Source organism: Chitinispirillales bacterium, assembly GCA_031254455.1.
GTDB lineage: Bacteria > Fibrobacterota > Chitinivibrionia > Chitinivibrionales > Chitinivibrionaceae > WRFX01.
This window is the reverse complement of record JAIRUI010000085.1, coordinates 1-5,558: the sequence shown is the minus strand read 5'-3', so window position 1 is coordinate 5,558 and position 5,558 is coordinate 1. Positions and strand designations below refer to the sequence as shown.

The following is a 5,558-nucleotide window of genomic DNA, read 5'->3' as shown; positions in this document are numbered from 1 at the left end:
CGTCGGAGTAATTTTTTATGTTTTCGTATTTCATAGAGTGGAAAATAATATAATTTAAAAAACAAACAAGAAAAATCCATAATCAATTAAAAAAATATTGATTTCGCAAGAGGTCTAATATATGAAAAAATTGATGAGGCGCATATAACTACTACTACATTTATTGACAACGACAAACTGTGAGCAAATTCAAACGTGCAAAGAAATGTTTTTACAAAATAAAAGCAGAAATTTAACAAAACAAAGTTTTTTTGCTTTTTATCAAAATATAATATTATTTTATTGACGCGTAAAATACTGACTTGCGGGGATTTTATCCCTGCTTTTCAACCATACCTCTGCTAAAAAGCAGCAAGGTGAACCGCCTTGTATAGGCTGTTCTGCTTATATGCCTTCTGCTTTTCGGTATGGAGCCAATTCAGTATTTTACGCAAGAAATATGAATTTCGGTAGAGCAGCCTTTTCTGATTTTACCACTGTTTTCTTTCCATAAATTCATAAGAGTTATTAATTTTCGGCGACAAGCATTGCACTTTTGCATAAACTTTAATTTTAAGGAGATGTTTTTATGAAACATGTTAAGTGGTTATTCAGTGTTTTGACGATTATGGCGGCATGTACGCTTTCATTTGCGCAAGACGCGAAAAGAGTGTATCTTGGCGTTCGTTTAGGAGTCGGCGTCGGACTTTCCCGCCCGCTTGGAGATTTAGAATCTTTTATAGATTATTATGACGCCAAATGGAATAAAGGCGGCGCTTCTTTTGACGTTGCGCCTTTTGTCAGTTTACAGATAGTCGATGCTTTTGCACTTCAAACGGAAATGCTTGTAACAAAATGGGGCGGAGGATATAGCGACGAAGAAGAAACATTTGATTTTAAAAGAAGCGCTTTGATTATTCCTCTTTTGGCAAAATTTACATTTCATCCGAGCAATTTTGTAATTCAAGCGTTTTTAGGTCCGCATATTACTGCGAATATAGGAAAGTGGAATGTAACTTATACTCTGTATGGCATAGAAGAAAAAGAAAAATGGAGCGATAAAGAACTGCTTGAAGAATTTGGCGGAGAAAAAATTAATTATCCACCTATAGGAATAACTGGGGGAATAGGTTTCGGAGTAAAAGCAGGACCTGGAAATGTATTTGTCGATGCTCGCTTTATCACGGATGCAGGAGTGATTTCTCAAGACGTACCGAACTTTTATGTCGCTACCGGCGAAAAAGCGGAGACAAAAAAAGAAAATTTTCTTTACCGTGCAAAATTGAGTTTCACGGTCGGATATGAATTCGGATTAGGAAACAGATAGAAAGCAAGTTGTTAATAAGGTAACAATAACCGTTACAAATAAACGTTTTAATTTTTTAAAGGATGGGTTTATGAAACAGATTAAATGTAATTTTCTTGTTGTGTTGGCAATGTTCAGCGTTATGTTCTTTGTAGGATGTTCCAAAGATGAAGATAATAACCCCCCCCCTATAATTATTCTTCGCTTGAGATAATAGGAACTTGGGAAATAGTATTGGATAACTACGAAGGACAAGGTTATGACCATTATGTTATCATTACGTTCAATGCAAATGGAACGGGAAAAGAGGAACAATACGGAATGCTTGATGGCTTCAAGATATCTGTACAAGGTTCGCCATTTTCTTTCACTTGGACAGGAAATGAAGGCATATTCAGTATCACTAATGGTCAAACGTTCCTCAGTGAAGCAAAAAACACTCCATATTCTGTGATGGAAAATAACGGTACAAAACAACTGAAAATTTATACATATACTTTTACAGAACAATAAATGGTTTATTCGGATTTGAAAATAAAATAGCGATTTGAAATCAAATCGCTATTTTATTTTAAGGTATTTCAAAGAATTCTTTTTAGAATTTCAAAAGATTATCGACAATGGTAAGATGCCGCCGGAATAGGATTAGCGAGTGCACGGTGACGTAAGCGTATAATTGCCATTTTTAATACAAATTCTCTGGGAACACATTTTTCATTTCTGTTATATATTTCTTCAATTCCGGCAAATTGTCTCTGGAAATTACCAAAGTTGCATCATCGACGTTTACCACAAGCATATTTTCAGCACCGATAACCGCAACCGAATTTTTTGATTTGTTTACAATTATACAATCTTTGTTTTCCGTTGAAAATATACCATTACCAGCACAAGTATTACGGTTTTCGTCTTTTCCATGGATACGAACCATCGCTTCCCAAGTACCTATATCGTCCCACTCAAAAACACCTTTGATTACCGAAACATTTTTTGCTTTTTCCATAATGCCAAAATCGATTGATTCTTTGACGCAATCAACATAAAATTTATTAAGAGCTTCTTTTGTACAACCGCTTTCTTCTAATTTTAAAATATCGCTATATAAACTCGGCATATTTTCTTCAAATTGTTCTATAATCGTTTCAGTTTTCCAAATGAAAGAACCGCTGTTCCACAAATATTTACCCGAAGATAGATATTCTTTTGCTTTTTCGACAGACGGTTTCTCAACAAATTTATTAACGGAAAAACTTTTTATACCGTCCGACGAAACACATTTTTCATCACCCAATTCAATATATCCATAGCCAATTTCCGGACGATTCGGCATGATTCCGAATACCACAAGCGTTTTTTCCGAATTTGCAATTTCGACTCCGTATTTTACCGCGTTTACAAATTTCTCAAGCGGACGAATCGCATGGTCTGCCGAAACGATAACCATCACAGAGTCCGCACCGTAATTTTTTTTGCACCAAACCGCCGCCGCCGCAACTGCAGGAGCTGTATTTTTACCAATCGGCTCGACTATCATGTCAAATTCGTATTTTACATTAAGAATTTCACAAATAGGTTTTGCGATTTTTTCTCCCGTAACAATAAGCGGCTTTTCAGAATTACAGCAAAGCGGTATAACTCGTTCTATCGTTTCTTCAATCATAAGTTTTTCACTTATTAACGGTAAAACCTGTTTTGGTTTTTGGGAACGGCTTGCCGGCCAAAACCTTTCACCGCTTCCTCCCGCAAGAATAACAGGCACCACTTTTGTCACACTCACAAAAACTCCTTGTATTTTAGTTTGAGACCGTCAAGAAGAGAACGCCTAATCGGCGGCGATCCTATTTCTATCGAATGAATTTTACTTGTTATTCTATGGAAATCGCTCCCGCCTGTAAACAATAATTTATTTTTCTTACAAATTTCCGCATAATGTTTTTGTTGTAATACGTTATGGTCGGCATGATAAACTTCAAGTCCGCATAAACCTTGATCAATTAATTCCGGGATAAGATAATCAACGTTTGTAATACCCGGATGAGCCATAACGGAAATACCGCCCGCGCTTTTTATTAAATCAAAAATGTCAAACGGGGTTAAGTGCATTTTATCTTCGTAGGCTGGACAGTCATATCCTAAATATTTTTCAAACGCTTCACGATAACTATAAACAAATTCTTCGTACAAAAGAGCTTCGGCAATATGCGGACGTCCGATAGAACCGTTTCCTGCAAACCGTAAAACCGTTTCAAATTGCAGATCAATCCCAAGATTATTAAGATTTTTAACTATTTTTTTAGCCCGCGTAAACCTTGCCGCCCGCATTTCTTCAAGCGTTTGCAATAATTTTTTATTTTCGTAATCAAAAAAATACGCCAAGATATGAATGTCGTTATTGTCGACTCCACAACTTAATTCTACTCCGGGTATAACCTCTATCTCCGATTCTTTCCCTTTTTCAATTACATAAGGATATGCTCCTACAGCATCGTGGTCGGTAATGGAAATAGCCGACAAACCTTTTTTCTTTGCAACTAAAAGTACTTCTTCGGGCGTTAATGCTCCGTCGGAAAAACGTGTGTGAATATGGAGGTCTATATTTCCTTTTTGTACATCTAACAATTCTTCCATTAAATTTCTTTGTTTTAAGTTTTTCTCCCTTAGGATAAATATATCTTATGTAATAGTACTTTGTCAAGAAAAGAATTTTATGAAGTTAAAAGAAATTATAATACGCGTTATAGCGGCAATGCTTTTCATATATTGTTTGACGGCGTTAGCGTTAAGGTTTTCTGGAATTTACTAAACGGATTTACCTTCTGCTTTACCAAATCATCGTTTTTGAATTCTTTAATAAAATAAAAACGTAATTTCGGTTTTCGGTTAAATTCCATACGTTTTTGTTTTTTTCAAATATTATTTTACTTTTTATTATGTAAAGGAGAATGAGATGAAAACAGCGGTTGTTTATTATTCGTTGGACGGAAACACGGCGTTTGTCTGCAACGAAATCGCGAAAACTTTGGATGCCGACAAGTTTGTGATTGAACTCAAAAAGGAACTTCCGAACGGATTTATGAAATACGTTTTAAGTTTAATTCAACTTAGCAAAATTCCGGGAATTGCGGACTTGGATTTTAATTCGGATAATTACGACAAAATTATTTTGGGTTCCCCATGCTGGGCTTGGTCGGTTGCTCCCGCAATGAAATCGTTTATAGAAAAATATCCGTTAAGAAACAAAGAAATCGCGCTTCTTTTGTGCCACGGGGGCGGCGCTTCCGAAAAAACAATTAAAAAATGGACTTTGCTTTTAGACGAATCAAATAAGATTGCCGCAACGCTGAAATTGGTAAATCCGTTAAAATTTCAATCCGCTCGCGCAATATCATTCGTGAAAAGTTGGGCAAAAAATATTTGGGACGAAACTAAATAACTATAGTGCGTTCACACTATTTTCGTTATTTTGAAAACGGAATAAACAAAAATCGAAAAACTTTAATACTTGGAAGAATTTTTTGAGTTAAGTGCAAACTCATATCCTGCGGTTAAACTCAATCTCGCGCGACGAATAGAAAACCAATCAGCCAATCCATAATAACCGAGGTCGGTAAAATATCGGGCATCAAGAAATATTGTTCCGCTTCCGGATTTAACTCCGAAATTTGCACCTGCCGTTAATCCTATCGGAGGCTGCCTGGTTTTTGGTCCATAAATATCTTTGCCGATTCTATATGTTACTTTTTCGTCTTTTCTTTCTTCAAGATTTCCGACATTCACGGTGAAATGAGGTCCAACAAACGTTTGTATTGAAAATTTCCCCGGTTGAAAAGTCAATTTTGCCAAAACTGGGAAAATTAAAGCGTGTCTGGTTTGCCTTAATCCATCCTCTAACGGAGTTAATATAAAATCACCGTTAGAATCAACATAGCCACCATTCAGCAATTTACCTTCAACAATGTCAAATCCTATGTAACCATATTTGGTAAAGAGCATCTCTGTTTGAAGAGCAAAAATATTTGTTAATTGTAAACTGACAAAAGGAGCAATATCAAACGAACCACTGCCATCTCTCCATTCTAACCGACAAGGGGAAAACTCCGGTGGATATCCTTGTTGAATATAAACCTTATCTACATTGTGTTCACACTAAACAAGGCGTCAATACACATTGCCAGAAAAATAAATCCGCTGAACACCACATCTAACTTGTCATAACGAGTGAACACTTTTCGAAAACGCTTTAACCACAAGAAAAATCGCTCAATTTCGTTCC

Annotated in this window: 7 protein-coding genes; 3 read left to right on the top strand and 4 right to left on the bottom strand. The window is 36.0% G+C overall.

Translation table 11 applies throughout. The features are described 5' to 3' along the window. Positions 1-568: 568 nt before the first annotated feature. Both LBH98_06310 and LBH98_06305 read left to right on the top strand, forming a co-directional pair. A complete protein-coding gene (locus LBH98_06310; GenBank protein MDR0304364.1) occupies positions 569-1,306 on the top strand; it encodes an outer membrane beta-barrel protein in 738 nt (245 codons plus the stop codon). Positions 1,307-1,519: 213 nt separating this feature from the next. Further along, on the top strand, positions 1,520-1,798 hold the full coding sequence (locus LBH98_06305; GenBank protein ID MDR0304363.1) for a hypothetical protein: 279 nt from the start codon (positions 1,520-1,522) through the stop codon (positions 1,796-1,798). A 172-nt stretch (positions 1,799-1,970) separates the two neighbouring features. Here the strand turns inward: LBH98_06305 and LBH98_06300 are convergent, their stop codons facing one another. After that, a complete protein-coding gene (locus LBH98_06300; protein MDR0304362.1) occupies positions 1,971-3,062 on the bottom strand; it encodes an NTP transferase domain-containing protein in 1,092 nt (363 codons plus the stop codon). Then, a complete protein-coding gene (locus tag LBH98_06295; GenBank protein ID MDR0304361.1) occupies positions 3,059-3,913 on the bottom strand; it encodes a PHP domain-containing protein in 855 nt (284 codons plus the stop codon). Before LBH98_06295 ends, LBH98_06300 begins: the two co-directional genes overlap by 4 nt. A 319-nt stretch (positions 3,914-4,232) precedes the next feature. Between LBH98_06295 and LBH98_06290 the strand changes: the two genes are divergently transcribed. After that, positions 4,233-4,718: an NAD(P)H-dependent oxidoreductase gene (locus tag LBH98_06290; GenBank protein MDR0304360.1), complete on the top strand. Its 486-nt coding sequence runs from the start codon at positions 4,233-4,235 to the stop codon at positions 4,716-4,718. A gap of 62 nt (positions 4,719-4,780) precedes the next feature. Here LBH98_06290 and LBH98_06285 read toward each other — a convergent pair whose 3' ends face one another. After that, positions 4,781-5,332: an outer membrane beta-barrel protein gene (locus LBH98_06285; protein MDR0304359.1), complete on the bottom strand. Its 552-nt coding sequence runs from the start codon at positions 5,330-5,332 to the stop codon at positions 4,781-4,783. An 83-nt stretch (positions 5,333-5,415) separates the two neighbouring features. Next, positions 5,416-5,558 (bottom strand): IS5/IS1182 family transposase (locus tag LBH98_06280; GenBank protein MDR0304358.1); only part of this gene is annotated, 143 nt, incomplete at its 5' end.